The sequence below is a fragment of the Tunturiibacter gelidiferens genome (assembly GCF_013410115.1).
In the GTDB taxonomy this organism is placed as follows: Bacteria; Acidobacteriota; Terriglobia; order Terriglobales; family Acidobacteriaceae; genus Edaphobacter; species Edaphobacter gelidiferens.
Map to the genome: position 1 here is coordinate 484,769 of NZ_JACCCV010000001.1, position 16,350 is coordinate 501,118.

Consider the following 16,350-nt stretch of genomic DNA (forward strand, 5'->3'; position numbering starts at 1 on the left):
AGGCCGTAAATCATTAAAGAGCGGAGTTATGCGGTCCGGGGTGAACGCTTCGCTGGTGGGATCAGATGAGTGTTCCCTTCGCTGTGCTCGCAGCGCGAGAGGGCCCAAAGAGAGAACGAAAGCGTGGAAACCGAGAGATAGAAGAAGGCGTATCGCAACTTGTCCGAGTGGAGTGCGAAGGTTACGACGAAGGGCGCAAGCATCACAAAGGTGGCAGCGCCAAAGATGAGGAAGAGGCGTGGAAGATCCATGCGAACCCAAAAAGCGGCGGACGCTACAAGAATCGCGAGCAAGGGAAGGGTCCACTGAGGGTGGATCACAGTGGGAATGTAGCGAAGCTTGTTTGCGTTCTGCTGGAGCTGCAGCAGGAGTTGCGAAAGAGGATGCGGCCAAAAGACCGGTAGAGTGATGGCACAGGTTGAGAGGAGAATGAGAAAAAACAGCACGGCGGCACGGAGGCGGAAGGTTCGCTGGAGCGTAAGCGAGAGCAGAGGGATCAGGATGACTGCGTAGAGAATGCGCGACGAGAGAGCGACACCGAGAAAGAGTGCGGCGGGGATCGAGGCGTAGAGGGAATGGTTCAGAGACCGGCTGAAGAGAGTAACGGCGATGGCGATGTAGAAGAAGTTGGTGAGGTAGTCGCCGCCTGAGGAGAAGTCGCTGAGATGGGCAGGCGCGAACAGGAGAAAGACCGCGAGATAAAAGAGTGCGGTGGAGCGATAACGGAAGAACCGAAGGGTGAAGAAGAAAAATAGCGCGAGCCACAGTAAGTTTTGCCAGGCAATGTGTCCGAGTGCATAGAAGGGTGCGGCCAGCAGCATCGCACCCGGAAGAGGGGTCGGGGGATTTCCGAGGAAGGTGCGGGTGTCGTAGGGGTATTGATGATGGCCGATGGCGAGGAGTTCGATGCGGAGGGCATCTTCGCGGTCCGATCCGATGTTCAGGGTGTGTCTCAGAGAGATGGGATAGAGGATTGCGAAGGCTGTCGTCAGGGCGAGAAAGAGAAGCAGAAGCCAAGCGATGCTGATCTCACGTGGCCTTAGGTTGAGACGAAGAATCCAGGACATGCCGATGGCGATGGAAAGAGAGCCAAGTATCAAGGCGCCTGTTGCCTTAGCCGGAGAAAGATATTTGAGAAGAGGAGCGACCGAGGTGAGCGCCCAGGCCACGCAGATGCCAAGGACAAACAGAGTTCGACGGCCGACTTCGCTCATAGGTAGGACTATACGGAGGAGATGTCAGGATTTTGTCTGCCGAGGTACGACGAGGTGGTCGAGCGCGGCGGTGAGAGTGATGGCGAGGAGGTAGGCGAGGATGTTTTTGAGAGAGAAGTAGCGGCCGAGGAGGATTTTTCCGGCGAAGGTGAGGCGGAAGGTGTCGATTGGGGCGATGGAGACGAGGCGGCTGAGTTCGAGCAGCGTGGCGACAGTGAGGGCGATTGTGGCGACGACTATTGGGCGGAGTGTTGGGAGGAGGGTCGCGAGGAACCAGTAGAGTGCCACTGTCCAGAGGGCGGAGCCGAGGTATTTATAAAGGAACCAGGGTAGACCGAGCGGGAGAAGGCGTACGGCGAGTCCGATGGGGATGGTGATGAGCAGGAGGGTGAGGGTGGTGATGGAGCGGCGCATTTTGTGGCGTTCGTGGCTGAGGCGGAGGAAGAGCATTCAAAGGCAAGAACAACAGCAGATCCCCTGCGGGATGACAACAAGAAAGACAAATGCAGAAGCAGTGCAGAAGCAAAGACAAGTGCAACAGCAACGCAAAGGGCAAATGCAACGGCAAAGGCAAAAGCGAAGGCAAGTGCAATAGGAGATTCTCCGCCTTTGGCGAAAGATGACAACAAAAAAGTAAGGGCAAGTACAACTGCAACTGCGAAGACACACGGTTAGGTCTTGGGTTTGACGAGGTCGCAGGCTCGCCAGAGATACCAGCTGGCGACCGAACACCAGGGCTCCCATTTTTTGGCTCGACGACGCATGACGTCGGGTTTGGGGAGATCCATAGGTGTGACTTTGTCAACGGGTTTGAGTTTGCCGAAGGTGAGGGCGAAGCCTTTACGGACGCCGTAGTCGTCGACGGGCAGGACGTTTGGTCGGCCTAGGCGGAAGATGAGTAGCATCTCGACGGTCCAGCGGCCGACGCCGCGGACCTGGGTGAGGTGCTCGATGATGGCTTCGTCGGACATGCGACGGATGCGGAGGAGTGTGGGGACGGTGCCGTCGATGGTCTTGGCGGCGAGGTCGCGGAGGGCGAGGGACTTGTTGTGGGAGAGGCCGGCGGCGCGGAGCTGCTCGTTGGGGCAATCGAGGAGATGCTGGGCGGCGAAGTGCTCGTTGGAAGTTACTGGGTAGAAGCTTTCGAGCAGGCGGCGGTGGATCGCGGCGGCTGCTTTGCCGTGTAGTTGCTGATAGATGATGCTTTCGACGAGGGCTTCGAAGGGGGATTGGGTGCTGGCGACTCTGAGGGTGAAGGGACCGGCGCGTTCGATGAGCTTGCCTAATTTGGGATCGGAGGTGGATAGATCCAACAGGGCCTGGCGGGCATCATAGCGGGGAGAACGAGGAGCGTGGTGTGGGCGCGGCATGACACTGACGGTATCGCAGGAGGAGCGGGAAAGTCTTGTGCGCGATTAGCAGAATTCGGACTAACTTGGTTTGCATTTACAAGTCCGATACGTTTCGGGCAGGGTAGATGTAGTGGTCGTTTTCAGCCGGTGAACAAGCATGCACGAGATGTTGTGCGTGGGATTTGAAGTGGGTTCGATAATCGGATGTTGCAGCAGGAAAATCAGTTGCGAGTTGTAGTGGATGAGTCGAGGCGGGGTTTTCCACTGCTATACTCTGAGTTTCGAAGACAGAAATTTTCGGGGCCTCCGTTTGCGGATGCTCCAGCCGCCGCGTATGGATTGCGCGGCGATCAGCCAGAAGCAGTAACTAAACCTTGACAGCAACTTCTCAACCCTTAGCTCAGGTAATGCAGAGGAAGCAGGAACGCACTCATGGCGCAAGTTTTTGACCGCAGTTCGAACGCGCTGGCTCGATTCAGCCTTGTATTGACGGGCGTAATCGTCATCGCGCTCGGCGTAACCCTGGACCAGCTACAGCGATCACCGTGGGTGACGCGGCAGGGCCAGCGGCCAGATCAGCCGATACCGTTCAGCCACAAGCACCATGTCGAGGGACTTGGTTTGCAGTGTCAGTACTGCCACACGCAAGTGGAAAAGGCTGCGTACGCCGGGATTCCTCCGACGAAGACCTGTATTAACTGCCACGCGCAAATCTGGACGAACGCGGAGCTGCTGGAGCCGGTTCGACAGAGCTGGGCGACTGGCGCATCGATTCAGTGGATTCGGGTGCACGATCTACCGGACTACGTTTACTTCAACCATGAGATCCACGTGAACAAGGGTATTGGCTGCGCGAGTTGTCATGGACGCGTGGACGAGATGCCGCTGATGTACCAGCAGAACACGCTGCAGATGGAGTGGTGTTTGAACTGCCATCGCAATCCGGCGGTAAATCTGCGGCCGACCAGCGAGATCTACAACATGGCGTGGGCTGGGCCTTCGAGCGAGAAGCCGGTGTGGTGTTCGAGCACGGCGACGGGCGCAGCTGGATCTGGACCGACGGCGCAGAATGTGAGCTGCACGACGACGAATCCTTCGGGCAAGAGTCCTGAGGTGGCGATGTTGCAGATGAACACTGAGGCGAATGGGCCGACGTCGAGCGATGTGCCCCCGCTGGGGATCACGATGCCGGCGAGCTATCAGAAGTTCACGAGCCAGATTGACCTGGGCAAGTATCTAACCGCTCAGTATCACATCCGCAATCCGGAGCAGCTGTCGAGCTGTGAGACGTGCCACCGATGAAGACGACTGGGAATCAGACTGGAACAGACGAGACGATGGCTGAGATGAGAGCACCGGAAGGACAACCCGTAGTAGTCACCCAGATTGCACCGGCGAAGATGACGCTTGCTGAGGTCCATGCGAAGTTGGATGGCAAGACGGGTCGGCGCTTCTGGAAGAATCTGGATGAGTTGGCGGATACGCCGGCGTTCCAGGAGTTGATGCAGGAAGAGTTTCCACGGCAGGCTGGAGCGGGCGAGTGGGTCGATGCGGTAAGTCGACGCGGCTTCCTGAAGGTGATGGGCGCGTCGCTGGCGCTGGCTGGACTGGCGGGTTGTACGAAGCAGCCGGACGAGCCGATCTTTCCTTACATCAAGCAGCCTGAGGACCTGATTCTCGGCAAGCCGATGTACTTTGCGACCGCTTATCCGTTCCCGACGGGCGCGATTCCGGTGCTGGTGAAGTCGGATTCGTTCCGGCCGATCAAGGTGGACGGAAATCCTGAGCATCCGATGTCGAGGGGCAAGTCGGATGCATTTACGCAGGCGACGCTGCTTGATCTGTATGACCCTGATCGTTCGCAGCATGTGCTGCATCGCGGCGAGGTTTCGTCGTGGGGTGAGTTTCAGCAGGCGTTTGCAACCGCCGCGAAGAAGACCTCTGGCGGGCAGGGAATCTACTTCCTGAGCGAGACGATTACGTCGCCTACGTTGGCGGTGCAGTGGAAGCAGGTGCAGGCGGCTTATCCCCAGGCGAAGATGGTGCAGTGGGAGCCAGTGAATCAGGACTCCTCGCGCGCAGCTTCGAAGGCGGCATTCGGCGGCTATACGGATGCGCAGTACAAGCTGGAAGAGGCGGATGTCATCCTTTCGCTCGATGGGGACTTCCTGGGTGGCATTGCTCATCCGGGGTTCCTGCCGCTGGCTTCGGGCTATGCCGAACGGCATCGGTATGAAGAGGGCAAGACGATGAACCGGCTGTATGTCGTCGAGACCATGCCGACGGTGACGGGGTTCAAGGCGGAGCATCGGCTGGCGTTGAAGCCTAGTGAGATTGCGACTTTTGCGCAGGCACTGGCGACCGGCTCGGCTCCCCAGGGTGCGACTGCGGAACAACAGAAGTTTTTTGCAGCGTTGAGCGCGGACCTGAAGAGCGCGGGCGGCAAGTGTGTCGTGATTCCTGGCGAGCAGGCTTCGCCGGCGGTTCATGCTGCGGCTTATGCGTTGAACTCTTCGCTGGGTGCTGTGGGCAAGACGGTTATCTACACCGAGACGGTGAATCCGATGCCGAGCGAGCAGGTTGCTGACCTGAAGTCTCTGGTTGCCGATATGAAGGCCGGCAAGGTGCAGTGGCTCGTGATGCTCGGCGTTAATCCAATCTATTCGGGACCGTGGGATCTTGGTTTCCGAGACGCCTTCGCGAATGTTCCGGTGACGGTGCAGCTGGCGTCGCACGTGGATGAGACGGGCGCGATCTCGAACTGGCATATCAATAAAGCGCACTACCTCGAGAGCTGGTCGGATGCGCGGGCATACGACGGAACGATCTCGATTATTCAGCCGATGATCGATCCGATGTATGGCGGCAAGTCGGCGCATGATGTGCTGCAGGCGTTGCTGGCGGATCCGCAACAGTCGGCCTATGACGTTGTCGTTGCGAATGCGAAGACTTACATCAAAGGCGACTTTGCTACCTCGTGGCGCAAGGCGCTGCATGATGGCTGGGTAGAAGGAACTGCATTCACGGCGAAGGCTGGTGGTGCGGGTAAGAGTGCTCTAGCGTCCTTCCCCGCGGCTGCGGCTCCGAGTGGACTTGAGGTTTCGTTCCGGCCTGATCCTTCGATCTACGATGGGCGGTTCGCGAATGTGGGCTGGCTGCAGGAGTTGCCCAAGCAGGTGACGAGTCTGAGCTGGGATAACGCCGCGATCATGAGCATCAACACGCTGGCCGATTTGAAGCTCGATGAGTCGGATCCGGTGAAGATTTCGTTGTATGGCCGCGAGGTGGTTGCGCCGGCGATGATGATTCCCGGACATCCGGATGGCGTGATCACGGTTCATCTTGGCTTTGGCCGAGGCGTTGAGGCGGGTCGTGTTGGTCAGGGCGTCGGCTTCGATGCTTACCAGATTCGCACTACCGATGGGTTGTTGTCGGTTTCAGGCGCGACCGCAAAGAAAGTTCCCGGAACGTACGATCTTTGCATCACGAAGGTCCACAACATCGAGCATCGCGGCAGCTTTGCGCAGCACGATCTGGAGAAACCGCTCTCGGATAAAGATGGCGTGTACTCGCTGGCCGGGCACGAGGCGGAGGAGCGGTCGATCATCCGGTACGCGACTTTGGATGAGGTCAAGAAGAATCCGAACTTCGCTCATGAGGGCGGGGCGAGCGGCACGCTGATCGACAAGGTTGGGTATTCGCCGCAGGGCGAGAAGGTGCCACACGACAACTCGTTCTTCCCGGATAACTGGAACTATGAGAAGCAAGATCCATCGACGCTGAAGATTCAGAATGCGTGGGGCATGGCGATCGACCTGAACAGCTGCATTGGCTGCAATGCCTGCATCGTCAGCTGCTATGCGGAGAACAATATCCCCGTGATAGGACGCGAGCAGGTGAAGGTTGGGCGCAATATGCAGTGGCTGCGCATCGATACTTACTTCGAAGGCGATCTGCATGCACCGAAGGCGCACTTTCAGCCAATGGCCTGCCAGCACTGCGAGAACGCGGGCTGCGAACAGGTCTGCCCGGTGGGCGCGACAGTGCATACGCCGGAGGGCCTGAACACGATGGTCTATAACCGCTGCGTTGGAACGCGATACTGCTCGAACAACTGCCCCTACAAGGTTCGCAAGTTCAACTTCCTGTTGTATTCGGACTACGACACGGAGAGCCTGAAGTTCATGCGGAATCCTGACGTTTCGGTTCGTTCGCGCGGCGTGATGGAGAAGTGCAGCTACTGCGTGCAGCGTATTGAGGCGGCAAAGATTACTGCGGATAAGGAAAATCGCGAGATTCGTGACGGCGAGATCGTGACGGCATGCCAGCAGGCCTGCCCGACGAGCGCTATCACCTTCGGCAATATCAACGACAAGGCGAGCAAGGTGGCAAAGATGAAGGCTGAGGAGCGCGATTACCAGGTACTCGCCGACCTCAACTTCCGTCCGCGCACCACCTATACGGCCGGAGTCATCAACCCGCATCCGGAGCTGGCATAATGGCGACCAAAGGACCCATGCAAGACCCGAGCGTCGATCCCGTGATTGATCCCATGATCGACCCGCGTACTGGCGAGTATGCGGTTATCGCGCCGGGCCATAACTTCAAGTCGGTGACGCAGAAGATTGCTGGCATCGTGCTGACGTCGAACACTCCGCTGGGCTGGTTCTTCGGCCTGATCGTGGCCGCCGGTGTCACTATGGGGCTGGTGATCGGCTGTACCTGGCTGTTCCTGAAGGGCGTCGGAATCTGGGGCGTTACGATTCCCGGCGCCTGGGGATTCGCCATCATCAACTTTGTGTGGTGGATCGGTATCGGCCACGCGGGTACGCTGATCTCGGCGATTCTGCTGCTGTTCAAACAGACCTGGCGCAACTCGATCAACCGGTTTGCGGAGGCCATGACAATCTTTGCGGTGGTCTGCGCGGGAACGTTTCCTCTGATTCACGTTGGCCGGCCCTGGCTTGCGTACTGGCTCTTCCCTTACCCGAACACGATGAACGTGTGGCCGCAGTTCCGTAGCCCGCTGGCGTGGGACGTCTTCGCGGTTTCGACGTATGCGTCGATCTCGATCATCTTCTGGTACATCGGAATGATTCCCGACTTCGGGACGCTTCGCGACCGGGCTACGATGCCGGCTGCGAAGTACTTCTATGGGATGCTGTCGCTGGGATGGCGCGGATCGACCCGGCACTGGATTCGCTATGAGTCGGCTTCCCTGCTGCTGGCGGGGCTTTCAACGCCGCTGGTGCTCTCGGTGCACACGGTCATCAGCTTCGACTTCGCGGTGGCTGCACTGGCGGGTTGGCATACGACGATCTTCCCACCTTATTTCGTGGCGGGAGCGGTGTACTCGGGTTTTGCCATGGTGCTGACGCTGGCGATTCCGATCCGCAAGTTCTACCACATGGAAGATCTCGTGACGCTGCGGCACCTGGACAACATGGCCAAGGTGATGCTGGCTACGGGTTCGATTGTGGCCTATGGGTACGGCATGGAGGTCTTCATGGCGTGGTATTCGGCCAGCCACTGGGAGTTCTTCATGATGTGGAACCGCATGTTCGGGCCGATGGGTTGGGCTTACTGGATTCTGATTCTCACGAACATCGCGATTCCGCTGACAACGCTGTGGTCGCGCAAGCTGCGAGTGAACGTGACGTTTCTGTTCATCCTGTCGCTCATCGTGAATACGGGTATGTGGTTTGAGCGCTTCGTCATCGTCGTTACCAGTCTTTATCGTGAGTATCTGCCTTCGAGCTGGGGTACCTACCGCGCGACGAAGTGGGACTACATGATCTACGTGGGAACGATGGGTCTGTTTACGTTCCTGTTCTTCCTCTTTGTTCGCTTCCTACCGATGATTCCGATGTCCGAGATTCGAATGATGCTGCCGCAGACGAAGGTGACGCCGGGCGGAGCAAACGCAGAGACAATCAGTCAGGAGGAGTCCTAATGCCGCCCCGCGAAGGAATTTACGGTCTGCTGGCCGAGTTCAATACCCCCGGTGAGTTGGTGCATGCGACCGAGGAGGCGCACCGTGCCGGTTATCGCAGGATGGAGTGCTACACCCCCTATCCGGTGGAACAGGCGGCGGAGGCGCTGCACTTCCACCAGACGCGCGTCCCCTTGGTTTGCCTGCTTGGCGGCTTGATGGGGGTAACGACGGCGTTCCTGATGGAGACGTGGATCAACGTGTGGGCCTATCCACTGAACATTGCTGGTCGTCCGTTGTTTTCCTGGCCTGCGTTCATTATTCCGGCCTACGAGTGGACGATTCTGTTTGCAGGTTTTTCGGCGGCTCTCGGAATGATCGCGCTCAATGGCTTGCCGCAGCTTTATCATCCGGTCTTCAACGCACCAAACTTCAGGAACGGCGCGACGACCGATAAGTTTTTCCTGTGTCTTGAGGCGGTCGATCCGAAGTTCTCAATTAGTGAGACAAGGACGTTCCTCGAACAGTTCCCTGCGGTCTCCGTGGTGGAGGTGGATCATTAATACGCAAGTGAGATTGACATCCCGGCGTCTTGGCCTCGCCACCGCAGCGTTGTCCCTGCTGGTAGTGACGGGTTGCCGCCAGGATATGCATAATCAGCCGAAGTTTTTTCCGCAGCGTGGCACAGATTTTTATGCGGATGGCCGCTCTGTGCGTCCGCAGGTAGAGAACACGGTTGCGCGAAACCAGCTGCATGAAGACGCCTACTTTTATACCGGGCTTGTGAATGGAAAAGAGGGGGACGGCATGCCCTTCCCGGCGACGATGCAGGTATTGGAGCGCGGGCAAGAGCGTTACAACGTCTACTGCACCCCGTGTCACTCGCGTGTGGGAAATGGGATCGGCATGATCGTGCAGCGTGGGTACTCCAAGGCTGGCAGCTTTCATTCGGCTCGGCTCGAGAGCGCGCCACTGGGGCATTTCTTTCACGTGATGTCGAATGGCTATGGTTCGATGCCCGACTATTCATCACAGATCACACCCGCAGACCGCTGGGCGATTGTCGCCTACATCAGGGCTTTGCAGCTGAGCCAAAAGGCGACGCAGGCGGACGTTGCATCAGGAGCTCACGTTGAGCCGCTTGCAGGCATTGCCGAACGAGAGGGCCTGCCAGCCTCTTTTGCAAATGAGTGGGTGCTACCGCCGACTGCTGTGACGGGAACACCTGATAATGGACTTTATGTGCTACCCGTCCCGGGAGCCGGGGCTGCTGGAGCGCCATCTGCTGCACCATCGCGAACCAACGCAGTTCCTCCGGCGGCGTCTGCCGGACAAACCGCACCGAAGCAGTAACCTCGGAAGCTTCCGAACGAAGGCTTGAAACGCATGTCATTTGGACACGAACATAACGGAGAAGCAGGCGGGCAACACGACCACTCCCACCACGGGCCGCGAGTACTGCCTGCGTCGCTCGCCGCGCCGGAGATTCTCTCCGCCTGGCGGACGCGTGCGCTGATCATTTTTGCGGTCGCCACGATTCTGTCGATCTTCTTCGCATTCACTCACGAGGGAAAGAATCATATTCTTCGCGCCTACCTGTTGGGCTACATGATCTGCTTCAGCTTCGCTGGTGGTGGGTTGGCAATGCTGATGCTGCAGTATGTCAGCGGCGGTAAATGGGGTCTGTTGCTGCGACGCCCGCTCGAGGCGATGACGCGCACGATCTGGCTGGTAGGCCTGATGTTCGTGCCGATCATCTTCCTTTGGAAGCATTTGTATCAGTGGGCGGCGTTTCCGACGGCTGGAGCGGTGGCTCAGGCGTTGGCAAATCACGCGGTGACGCTTGAACAGGCGATGACGCTCGATGCTAAGCGAGCCATGTTGAATCCGGCTGCGGCAATCTTTCAGACTTTCGTGATCTTCGCGATCATCGGGACGTTCGCGTTTCTTCTCAATAAATGGTCGCTACAGCGTGACGCCGATCCAGAGCGTGGGACCGAACCAAGCTTTGACCGTTGGCGAGTGAAGTTCGAGAACCTGAGCGGCATTGGAATTCTGATCTACGTCATTCTCCTTACCGATGGTGCGGTCGTCTGGATCAAGTCGCTGGACATCACCTGGTATTCGTCGATATGGGGGCTGCAGTTCCTGGTAGGGCAAGGTTACGCGGTACTCGCGCTCGGGATTCTGACGGTAATTCTGCTGTCGCGGTTTGAGCCGATGAAGACGATGCTGCGGGCGACAGAGCAGCACGACCTGGGCAAGCTGGCGTTCGCCTTCGTGATGCTCAATATCTACCTTTGCTTTGCAGAGTTCCTCATCATCTGGTCGGGGAACGTGCCGGACGAGATTCCCTGGTATCTGAACCGAATCCACGGTGGGTGGTGGTATGTCTGCTCTGCGGACTTCATCTGCCACTGGCTGATTCCCTTCTGCCTGCTGTTGTCGAGGGATCTGAAGAGGAACAAGCAGAAGATGATCTGGTTGACGTGCTTCATGATCTTCGCGCGCTGCCTGGATATGTTCTGGCTCATCGAACCGAACTTCGCAGATGCTGCGGGTAATCTGCATATCGCCGGCAATATTGGAATTCTTGCCTACATCACTGTTCCCGTGGCTGTTATTTCGCTGTGGGCCGCTTATTACATGACGCAATTGCAAGCACGTCCTCTGCTCAACGTGAACGATCCTCACGTTGAAGAGATGTTGGAGCCTGAACATGCCCACTAACGATCACGAAATGCACCAGACTCCGGGACCACACGACGTTCATGTCCGCGATGCGGAGTCTCCCGGATACGAGACGACGGACGTCAACGCCGGTGGTGTGGCAGTGTTTTTGGCCGGTCTATTTGGATCTGTTCTGGTCTTCTTTATCTTCTGCTTTGTGATGGGGAAGGTCATCAACTCGGCGATTGAAAAATCTGACGGGCCAACGACAAAGTGGAATAAGCTATCGGCGTTTGCTGGCGCGGAGACAACCAATGGGAAGCGGCAGGATCTGGCCAGCAACCCAGAGATGCAGCAGAGAGAGTTTCAGCAGATGACGTCGAGCTTCCCGGAGCCGCGACTCGATATCGATGATGGCAATCAAGCGACGGCGGACATGCATGCTCGCGAGGATCTGCTGCTGAACTACTACAGCGTGACTCCTGCCGAGAGTGGGTCGATTCGAATTCCGATCTCTCGTGCAATGGAGTTGATCGCGCAACGTGGTCTCCCGGTCAGCCCTCAGGCGGCTGCTACCGTTGAGATGGCCGGAGATGAGAAGCCAGTGGTCTTAGCTCCTTTGACCTCCGGATTTGCCCGGACCGGATATGAGCTTGAGGTTATCGAAGCACGGGAGCAAAAGATGACATACGGCAAAGCTGAAGCAGCCACGCAGGCGGAGTTTGCTCCAGCAAAGTAATGAAATTGATCAAGCAGATTTAGCATAGAGAAGAGATATGAGATACGGGCGGACAATCCGAGGTGGATGGCAGGCGGCGATTCTTTGCTGCGCCCTGTTTGGTGCACCGTTGTTTGCGCAAGTCTCAAGCTATGGCGATAAGCAGAGTGGCGATAACGCTGGCGACCAGTTGCCGCAGGTTTTGCAGAAGGTCGGGGTTTCGCAGCATTTGAATCAGCAGCTTCCTCTGGACGCGTCTTTTGTGGACGACACCGGGAAGACTGTGAAGCTGGGCGACTACTTTGGAAAGCATCCCGCTATTCTTTCGCTGGTTTACTACAACTGCCCCATGCTTTGTTCTGAGGAACTGGACGGACTGACCGGTGCGCTGGAGATGGTCAAGCTGACACCCGGGAAGGACTTCGATGTAGTAATTATCAGCATCGACCCGAGTGAGACTCCGGAGACCGCGGCGGCAAAAAAAGCCTTCTATGTGAAGCGTTATGGGCGCCCGGAGACTGCTTCGGGTTGGCACTTCCTTACAGGGCAGCGACCGGCGATTGATGCGGTAACGAATGCAGTCGGGTTTGGCTATGTCAAGGTTCCCGGACCTGATGGAAAGCTGACGCAGTTCGCCCATGCGAGCTCGATCGAGATTGTTACGACGGACGGGAAGTTGGCTCAGTACTACCTGGGAGTGGAGTACTCGCCGAAGGACATGCTGCTTGGGCTGATCGATGCTTCGGGCAACAAGATTGGTTCTCCGGTGGCGAACATTTTGACCTATTGCTATCACTACGATCCGCAGACGAATAAGCATTCGCTGATCATCGCGCGAGTGGTGCAATTTGGCGGCATGGTGACGGTCGCAGGATTAGGCGGCTTCATGTTTTTGATGTTTCGACGAGATGTCAACTCCGCGCGCGAACACGACCTGACTAAGAAAGAGAACGGATAAAGGGTAACGATGCATATCAGTCCAGTCCTGTGGCAATTTTTGGTGAAGTGGCTCAACGCTTCGGCGCTCTTTCCGCGCGAGGCGTCGACCATTGCGCCCTACGCTGACGCGCTCTACTTCTTCCTGCTGTTGATCACAGTGATTGGTCTGACGCTGGTGGGTTTACTTGTCTTCGGTTTCTCGATCCGCTACCGCAAGGAGAAGCACCCAGAGGCGATTCAGGTGGAAGGGTCGACCTTGCTTGAGGCGACCTGGACGATCATTCCCCTCGCTCTCTTTCTGATCGTGTTCGTATGGGGCGCGTTGCTGTATTTCCGGATCTACAATCCTCCGACTAACGCGATGAACATCTATGTGGTCGGCAAGCAGTGGATGTGGAAGGCTGAGCATCCGGGCGGGCAGCACGAGATCAACGCGCTGCACGTGCCGACTGGCCGCCCTGTGCAGTTGACGATGATCTCGCAGGACGTGTTTCACAGCTTTTCTATTCCTGACTTTCGCGTGAAGCGCGAGGTGATTCCGGGACGCTACTCCACAGTTTGGTTTCAGGCGACGACTCCAGGAACCTACCATATCTTCTGCACGCAGTATTGCGGGACGAATCATTCCGCAATGATCGGCGAAGTTACCGTGTTGAGCCCGGACGACTACGATAAGTGGACGCAGGAGTCCACCAGCGGCATGTCGTTGGCTCAGAATGGTGAGAGACTCTTCGCGAGTATGGGCTGCAACGCATGCCATTCGGGGAGTGCGGCTGCTCGTGGACCGAATCTCGCAGGTGTTTACGGCTCGAAGTTACAACTGACCAGCGGGTCGCAGGTGCTGGTCAATGATGCTTACCTTCGTGATGCGATCCTTAATCCTTCGCAGCACATCACGGCCGGATACGCGCCGATCATGCCGACTTACCAGGGGCAGATCAGCGAAGACGGCTTGATCGACCTGGTCGAATACATCAAAGCTATGCAGAGCAACTACCGTGTCCAGCAGACGCTGACCACGTCACAGTCGAACCAAACGGCGCCGACAACGCCAGGGGTGGTGAAGCCATGAGTGCAATGAGTTACACAATCGTCAACCTGCCAGACCAGAGAACGGCTACGATTCCGAAACGCAATTATCTGAACAACGAGGACGGGCTGCTTAGCTGGTTGTTTACCGGCGACCATAAGCGCATTGCGATGCTGTATCTGATCTCGATCACCTTCTTTTTTTTCATCGGGGGTGCGTTTGCAGGTCTGATTCGGCTCGAACTTCTGACGCCTCAGCCTGATCTTGTGGCTTCAGACACTTACAACAAGTTCTTCTCGATGCACGGAATTATCATGGTCTTCCTTTTCCTGGTTCCGTCGGTGCCGGCGACCCTGGGGAACTTCCTGATTCCGATCATGTTGGGCGCGAAAGATCTCGCCTTTCCCAAAGTTAATCTGTTGAGCTGGTATCTTTACTGGCTTGGCGGTCTCGTCGTTCTTGGAGCCATGGTGCTGGGCGGCGTAGACACTGGCTGGACCTTCACCACGCCGCTCTCCACGCACTACCTGAATACCCATGTGGTCACGGCTGCGACGGGGGTCTTCATTCTCGGATTTTCGTCGATCTTCACGGGGCTGAACTTTATCGTAACCATCCACCGTATGCGGGCGCCGGGAATGACCTGGTTCCGGATGCCGCTGTTTGTCTGGTCGCACTACGCCGCGTCAATCCTGATGGTGCTTGGCACTCCAGTGCTGGCGATTACTCTGGTTCTGGTGGCGCTCGAGAGGTTGGTTGGAATTGGAGTCTTCGATCCGACCAAAGGTGGCGATCCGCTTCTGTTCCAGCATCTTTTCTGGTTCTACTCGCACCCGGCGGTTTACATCATGATCCTGCCCGGTATGGGTGTGATCTCTGAGGTCATCAGTACCTTCAGTCGCAAGCGGGTGTTCGGTTATACGGCGGTTGCATTCTCGTCCGTAGCGATTGCTCTGTTTGGCTTCTTTGTCTGGGCTCACCACATGTTCATCATGGGCGTCTCGAACTATTCGGCGCTGGTGTTCTCGTTGCTGACGATGCTTGTGGCTGTGCCTTCGGCGATCAAGATCTTCAACTGGGCATTCACGTTGCAGAAGGGTTCGATCACCTTTGAGACTCCAATGCTTTATGCTTTCGGGTTTCTCGGACTTTTTACGATCGGTGGAATGACGGGAGTCTTTCTGGGTGCCCTGGGTATGGACATCCACCTGACGGAGACGTACTTCATCGTTGCTCACTTTCACTTTGTGATGGTGGGCGGAATGTTGATGGCGTTTCTCGCGGGTATCCACTTCTGGTGGCCGAAGATGACCGGGCGCATGTATCCTGAGTCGCTCTCCAAGCTTGCAGCGGTCACGACCTTTATCGGATTCAACTTGACCTTCCTGCCGCAGTTCATTCTTGGTTACCTTGGAATGCCACGACGGTACCATGCCTATCCGCCTGAGTTTCAGGTGCTGAATGTTCTGTCGACCGCGGGAGCCACCGTACTTGGCGTCGGCTACATGCTGCCGCTGCTTTATCTGGGGTGGTCGCTGAAGTATGGCGCGATCGCGGGCAATAACCCATGGCAGGCCACCGGACTCGAATGGCAGATTCAGTCGCCACCGCTGACCGAAAACTTTATTGAGACGCCGGTCGTAGACCATGAAGCATATGACTACGAGTGGCTCGCCCACAAGACTGCACAAGAGGTGACGACCGTTGGATAACGCGATCGTAGCTACGCATCCACACACGCACGAGACCGCGGTTGCGGCAGAACACGAACACGTCGTTCTTCCGCAGCATCGCCATCATTTTGAAACGAAAGAGCAGCAGCGCGAGGCTGCCACGTTCGGGATGTGGTTGTTCCTCCTGACTGAAATTATGTTCTTCGGTGGGCTCTTCTTCGCCTACCTGCTGTACCGCAACTGGTATCACGATGCGTTCGTCGTGTCTTCCAATCAGCTCAGTATTCCTTTGGGCGCTGCTAACACCGCTATCCTGATCACCTCGGGATTCTTTATGGCACTTGGGGTGTGGGCTGCGGAGGTACAGAAGAAGGGGCTTCTCGTCCTCTTTCTGGTCCTCACCACATTTTTCGGGGTCGCTTTTCTTGGGATCAAAGCCGTTGAATATCATGAGAAATGGGAGAAGCATCACATCCCGGGAGCGCACTTCGATGTTTCCGAGTTCATCAATCCGCAGGCTTATGGGTTGAAGGAGAAGCCGCTCGCACCTGATATGGCGCAGAAGACGCAGGTGTTCTTCTTCCTTTATTTTGCGATGACCGGAATGCATGCGTTCCACATGATTTTGGGAGTTGGGCTCTTGTTCTGGCTGACGTGGCGCGCCAATCGGGGGGAGTTCTCCTCCGGGTATGTCGCACCTATCGAGAACTTCGGACTGTATTGGCACTTCGTGGATATTGTCTGGCTCTTTCTGTTCCCCTTGCTTTATCTCATCAACCGACACCCCGGCTCCTAGCCGCGACTGTAGTTCCGTTTTGGCTG

Annotated in this window: 15 protein-coding genes; 12 read left to right on the top strand and 3 right to left on the bottom strand. The window is 56.9% G+C overall.

Annotation, left to right across the window (positions count from 1 at the left end; all coding sequences use genetic code 11):
• Positions 1-26: 26 nt before the first annotated feature.
• Positions 27-1,214 carry a hypothetical protein gene (locus HDF12_RS02115; protein ID WP_257025310.1) on the bottom strand — a complete coding sequence of 396 codons (1,188 nt, stop codon included), beginning with the start codon at positions 1,212-1,214 and terminating at the stop codon, positions 27-29.
• A gap of 24 nt (positions 1,215-1,238) precedes the next feature.
• A complete protein-coding gene (locus HDF12_RS02120; RefSeq protein ID WP_179580856.1) occupies positions 1,239-1,628 on the bottom strand; it encodes a ribosomal maturation YjgA family protein in 390 nt (129 codons plus the stop codon).
• Positions 1,629-1,631: 3 nt separating this feature from the next.
• On the opposite strand from HDF12_RS02120, the gene HDF12_RS02125 reads away from it, so the two are divergent.
• Positions 1,632-1,889: a hypothetical protein gene (locus HDF12_RS02125; protein WP_179580857.1), complete on the top strand. Its 258-nt coding sequence runs from the start codon at positions 1,632-1,634 to the stop codon at positions 1,887-1,889.
• Here HDF12_RS02125 and HDF12_RS02130 read toward each other — a convergent pair.
• Entirely contained in the window at positions 1,886-2,584 is a 699-nt protein-coding gene (locus HDF12_RS02130; protein WP_179580858.1) for a DNA-3-methyladenine glycosylase family protein, read from the bottom strand. The genes HDF12_RS02125 and HDF12_RS02130 overlap by 4 nt on opposite strands.
• Positions 2,585-2,998: 414 nt before the next feature.
• Between HDF12_RS02130 and HDF12_RS02135 the strand changes: the two genes are divergently transcribed.
• From HDF12_RS02135 to HDF12_RS02185, 11 genes are read left to right on the top strand one after another with little or no spacing between them, the layout of a single operon-like run.
• The gene (locus HDF12_RS02135) at positions 2,999-3,868 is read left to right on the top strand and encodes a cytochrome c3 family protein (protein WP_179580860.1); all 870 of its coding nucleotides are present in this window, start codon (positions 2,999-3,001) and stop codon (positions 3,866-3,868) included.
• The gene (locus HDF12_RS02140; RefSeq protein ID WP_179580862.1) at positions 3,865-7,065 is read left to right on the top strand and encodes a TAT-variant-translocated molybdopterin oxidoreductase; all 3,201 of its coding nucleotides are present in this window, start codon (positions 3,865-3,867) and stop codon (positions 7,063-7,065) included. Before HDF12_RS02135 ends, HDF12_RS02140 begins: the two co-directional genes overlap by 4 nt.
• Positions 7,065-8,519, top strand: a complete 1,455-nt coding sequence (gene nrfD / locus HDF12_RS02145) for an NrfD/PsrC family molybdoenzyme membrane anchor subunit (protein WP_179580864.1) — start codon at positions 7,065-7,067, stop codon at positions 8,517-8,519. The genes HDF12_RS02140 and nrfD overlap by 1 nt, the downstream gene beginning before the upstream one ends.
• The gene (locus tag HDF12_RS02150) at positions 8,519-9,061 is read left to right on the top strand and encodes a DUF3341 domain-containing protein (RefSeq protein WP_179580866.1); all 543 of its coding nucleotides are present in this window, start codon (positions 8,519-8,521) and stop codon (positions 9,059-9,061) included. The genes nrfD and HDF12_RS02150 overlap by 1 nt, the downstream gene beginning before the upstream one ends.
• A 7-nt stretch (positions 9,062-9,068) precedes the next feature.
• Entirely contained in the window at positions 9,069-9,851 is a 783-nt protein-coding gene (locus HDF12_RS02155; RefSeq protein WP_373563831.1) for a c-type cytochrome, read from the top strand.
• A gap of 33 nt (positions 9,852-9,884) precedes the next feature.
• Complete coding sequence (locus HDF12_RS02160) at positions 9,885-11,228, top strand: hypothetical protein (RefSeq protein WP_179580868.1); 1,344 nt, start codon at positions 9,885-9,887, stop codon at positions 11,226-11,228.
• Positions 11,218-11,907 carry a hypothetical protein gene (locus HDF12_RS02165; RefSeq protein ID WP_179580870.1) on the top strand — a complete coding sequence of 230 codons (690 nt, stop codon included), beginning with the start codon at positions 11,218-11,220 and terminating at the stop codon, positions 11,905-11,907. The genes HDF12_RS02160 and HDF12_RS02165 overlap by 11 nt, the downstream gene beginning before the upstream one ends.
• Positions 11,908-11,944: 37 nt before the next feature.
• The gene (locus HDF12_RS02170) at positions 11,945-12,844 is read left to right on the top strand and encodes an SCO family protein (protein ID WP_179580871.1); all 900 of its coding nucleotides are present in this window, start codon (positions 11,945-11,947) and stop codon (positions 12,842-12,844) included.
• A 9-nt stretch (positions 12,845-12,853) separates the two neighbouring features.
• Positions 12,854-13,897: a cytochrome c oxidase subunit II gene (gene coxB / locus HDF12_RS02175; protein ID WP_179580873.1), complete on the top strand. Its 1,044-nt coding sequence runs from the start codon at positions 12,854-12,856 to the stop codon at positions 13,895-13,897.
• Entirely contained in the window at positions 13,894-15,567 is a 1,674-nt protein-coding gene (locus HDF12_RS02180; RefSeq protein WP_179580875.1) for a cytochrome c oxidase subunit I, read from the top strand. The genes coxB and HDF12_RS02180 overlap by 4 nt, the downstream gene beginning before the upstream one ends.
• Positions 15,560-16,324, top strand: a complete 765-nt coding sequence (locus tag HDF12_RS02185; RefSeq protein WP_179580877.1) for a cytochrome c oxidase subunit 3 — start codon at positions 15,560-15,562, stop codon at positions 16,322-16,324. Before HDF12_RS02180 ends, HDF12_RS02185 begins: the two co-directional genes overlap by 8 nt.
• Positions 16,325-16,350: the final 26 nt, after the last annotated feature.

What these genes read in the sequence shown, in the direction of transcription:
- HDF12_RS02115 (WP_257025310.1), bottom strand. Translation starts at nt 1,214, where the DNA reads ATGAGCGAAGTCGGCCGTCGAACTCTGTTTGTCCTTGGCATCTGCGTG.
- HDF12_RS02120 (WP_179580856.1), bottom strand. Translation starts at nt 1,628, where the DNA reads ATGCGCCGCTCCATCACCACCCTCACCCTCCTGCTCATCACCATCCCC.
- HDF12_RS02130 (WP_179580858.1), bottom strand. Translation starts at nt 2,584, where the DNA reads ATGCCGCGCCCACACCACGCTCCTCGTTCTCCCCGCTATGATGCCCGC.
- HDF12_RS02135 (WP_179580860.1), top strand. Translation starts at nt 2,999, where the DNA reads ATGGCGCAAGTTTTTGACCGCAGTTCGAACGCGCTGGCTCGATTCAGC.
- HDF12_RS02140 (WP_179580862.1), top strand. Translation starts at nt 3,865, where the DNA reads ATGAAGACGACTGGGAATCAGACTGGAACAGACGAGACGATGGCTGAG.
- nrfD (WP_179580864.1), top strand. Translation starts at nt 7,065, where the DNA reads ATGGCGACCAAAGGACCCATGCAAGACCCGAGCGTCGATCCCGTGATT.
- HDF12_RS02150 (WP_179580866.1), top strand. Translation starts at nt 8,519, where the DNA reads ATGCCGCCCCGCGAAGGAATTTACGGTCTGCTGGCCGAGTTCAATACC.
- HDF12_RS02160 (WP_179580868.1), top strand. Translation starts at nt 9,885, where the DNA reads ATGTCATTTGGACACGAACATAACGGAGAAGCAGGCGGGCAACACGAC.
- HDF12_RS02165 (WP_179580870.1), top strand. Translation starts at nt 11,218, where the DNA reads ATGCCCACTAACGATCACGAAATGCACCAGACTCCGGGACCACACGAC.
- HDF12_RS02170 (WP_179580871.1), top strand. Translation starts at nt 11,945, where the DNA reads ATGAGATACGGGCGGACAATCCGAGGTGGATGGCAGGCGGCGATTCTT.
- coxB (WP_179580873.1), top strand. Translation starts at nt 12,854, where the DNA reads ATGCATATCAGTCCAGTCCTGTGGCAATTTTTGGTGAAGTGGCTCAAC.
- HDF12_RS02180 (WP_179580875.1), top strand. Translation starts at nt 13,894, where the DNA reads ATGAGTGCAATGAGTTACACAATCGTCAACCTGCCAGACCAGAGAACG.